Source organism: Erwinia sp. 1181_3, from assembly GCF_052824965.1.
This window is the reverse complement of sequence record NZ_VTDE01000023.1, coordinates 1-3,075: the sequence shown is the minus strand read 5'-3', so window position 1 is coordinate 3,075 and position 3,075 is coordinate 1. Positions and strand designations below refer to the sequence as shown.

At 52.7% G+C, this 3,075-nt stretch carries 1 rRNA gene; it reads right to left on the bottom strand.

The window, feature by feature from the left end:
- Window positions 1–23: 23 nt before the first annotated feature.
- Window positions 24–2,929: ribosomal RNA gene (locus tag FY046_RS23535) — 23S ribosomal RNA — on the bottom strand.
- Window positions 2,930–3,075 lie beyond the last annotated feature (146 nt).

Below are 3,075 nucleotides of genomic sequence, written 5' to 3'. Positions count from 1 at the left end.
CACCAGAACGCTTCTGGCGTTGTAAGGTTAAGCCTCACGGGTCATTAGTACCGGTTAGCTCAACGCATCGCTGCGCTTACACACCCGGCCTATCAACGTCGTAGTCTTCAACGTCCCTTCAGGGGTCTCAAGGACCCAGGGAGAATTCATCTCGAGGCAAGTTTCGCGCTTAGATGCTTTCAGCGCTTATCTTTTCCGCACTTAGCTACCGGGCAATGCCATTGGCATGACAACCCGAACACCAGTGGTGCGTTCACTCCGGTCCTCTCGTACTAGGAGCAACCCCTCTCAATTCTCCAGCGCCCACGGCAGATAGGGACCGAACTGTCTCACGACGTTCTAAACCCAGCTCGCGTACCACTTTAAACGGCGAACAGCCGTACCCTTGGGACCTACTTCAGCCCCAGGATGTGATGAGCCGACATCGAGGTGCCAAACACCGCCGTCGATATGAACTCTTGGGCGGTATCAGCCTGTTATCCCCGGAGTACCTTTTATCCGTTGAGCGATGGCCCTTCCATTCAGAACCACCGGATCACTATGACCTGCTTTCGCACCTGCTCGAGCCGTCACTCTCGCAGTCAAGCTAGCTTATGCCATTGCACTAACCTCACGATGTCCGACCGTGATTAGCTAACCTTCGTGCTCCTCCGTTACTCTTTAGGAGGAGACCGCCCCAGTCAAACTACCCACCAGACACTGTCCCCACGCCGGATCACGGCGCCAGGTTAGAACATCAAACGTTAAAGGGTGGTATTTCAAGGTTGGCTCCACGCAGACTGGCGTCCACGCTTCAAAGCCTCCCACCTATCCTACACATCAAGGCTCAATGTTCAGTGTCAAGCTGTAGTAAAGGTTCACGGGGTCTTTCCGTCTTGCCGCGGGTACACTGCATCTTCACAGCGAGTTCAATTTCACTGAGTCTCGGGTGGAGACAGCCTGGCCATCATTACGCCATTCGTGCAGGTCGGAACTTACCCGACAAGGAATTTCGCTACCTTAGGACCGTTATAGTTACGGCCGCCGTTTACCGGGGCTTCGATCAAGAGCTTCTCCTTGCGGATAACCCCATCAATTAACCTTCCGGCACCGGGCAGGCGTCACACCGTATACGTCCACTTTCGTGTTTGCACAGTGCTGTGTTTTTAATAAACAGTTGCAGCCAGCTGGTATCTTCGACTGCCTTCAGCTCCAGGAGCAAGTCCCTTCACCTACCGACAGCGTGCCTTCTCCCGAAGTTACGGCACCATTTTGCCTAGTTCCTTCACCCGAGTTCTCTCAAGCGCCTTGGTATTCTCTACCTGACCACCTGTGTCGGTTTGGGGTACGATTCAATGTTACCTGATGCTTAGAGGCTTTTCCTGGAAGCAGGGCATTTGTTACTTCAGCACCGTAGTGCCTCGTCATCACGCCTCAGCCTTAAAGAGTTCCGGATTTGCCTGGAACTCAAGCCTACACGCTTAAACCGGGACAACCGTCGCCCGGCTAACATAGCCTTCTCCGTCCCCCCTTCGCAGTAACACCGAGTACAGGAATATTAACCTGTTTCCCATCGACTACGCCTTTCGGCCTCGCCTTAGGGGTCGACTCACCCTGCCCCGATTAACGTTGGACAGGAACCCTTGGTCTTCCGGCGAGCGGGCTTTTCACCCGCTTTATCGTTACTTATGTCAGCATTCGCACTTCTGATACCTCCAGCAAACCTCACAGTTCACCTTCGACGGCTTACAGAACGCTCCCCTACCCAACAATACTTGCGTATCGCTGCCGCAGCTTCGGTGCATGGTTTAGCCCCGTTACATCTTCCGCGCAGGCCGACTCGACCAGTGAGCTATTACGCTTTCTTTAAATGATGGCTGCTTCTAAGCCAACATCCTGGCTGTCTGTGCCTTCCCACATCGTTTCCCACTTAACCATGACTTTGGGACCTTAGCTGGCGGTCTGGGTTGTTTCCCTCTTCACGACGGACGTTAGCACCCGCCGTGTGTCTCCCGTGATAACATTCTTCGGTATTCGCAGTTTGCATCGGGTTGGTAAGCCGGGATGGCCCCCTAGCCGAAACAGTGCTCTACCCCCGAAGATGAGTTCACGAGGCGCTACCTAAATAGCTTTCGGGGAGAACCAGCTATCTCCCGGTTTGATTGGCCTTTCACCCCCAGCCACAAGTCATCCGCTAATTTTTCAACATTAGTCGGTTCGGTCCTCCAGTTAGTGTTACCCAACCTTCAACCTGCCCATGGCTAGATCACCGGGTTTCGGGTCTATACCCTGCAACTTAACGCCCAGTTAAGACTCGGTTTCCCTGCGGCTCCCCTATACGGTTAACCTTGCTACAGAATATAAGTCGCTGACCCATTATACAAAAGGTACGCAGTCACCTAACAAGTAGGCTCCCACTGCTTGTACGTACACGGTTTCAGGTTCTGTTTCACTCCCCTCGCCGGGGTTCTTTTCGCCTTTCCCTCACGGTACTGGTTCACTATCGGTCAGTCAGGAGTATTTAGCCTTGGAGGATGGTCCCCCCATATTCAGACAGGATGTCACGTGTCCCGCCCTACTCATCGAACTCACAGTGAGTGCATTTTTGTGTACGGGAGTATCACCCTGTACCCTGCGACTTTCCAGACGCTTCCACTAATGCACAAACTGATTCAGGTTCTGGGCTGTTCCCCGTTCGCTCGCCGCTACTGGGGGAATCTCGGTTGATTTCTTTTCCTCGGGGTACTTAGATGTTTCAGTTCCCCCGGTTCGCCTCATGCCACTATGTATTCATGACATGATAGTGTGTCGAAACACACTGGGTTTCCCCATTCGGGTATCGTCGGTTGTTGCGGTTCATATCACCTTACCGACGCTTATCGCAGATTAGCACGCCCTTCATCGCCTCTGACTGCCTAGGCATCCACCGTGTACGCTTAGTCGCTTAACCTCACAACCCACAAGCGTCCCGAAGAACACATTGTCTGTTGTAAGCATTTGAGAGACTCGAACATATCGTTAATTTCATTCTTATTACGGAGAATGAAAACGACATGTCGTTTCAATTTTCAGCTTGTTCCGGATTGTTAAAGAGCA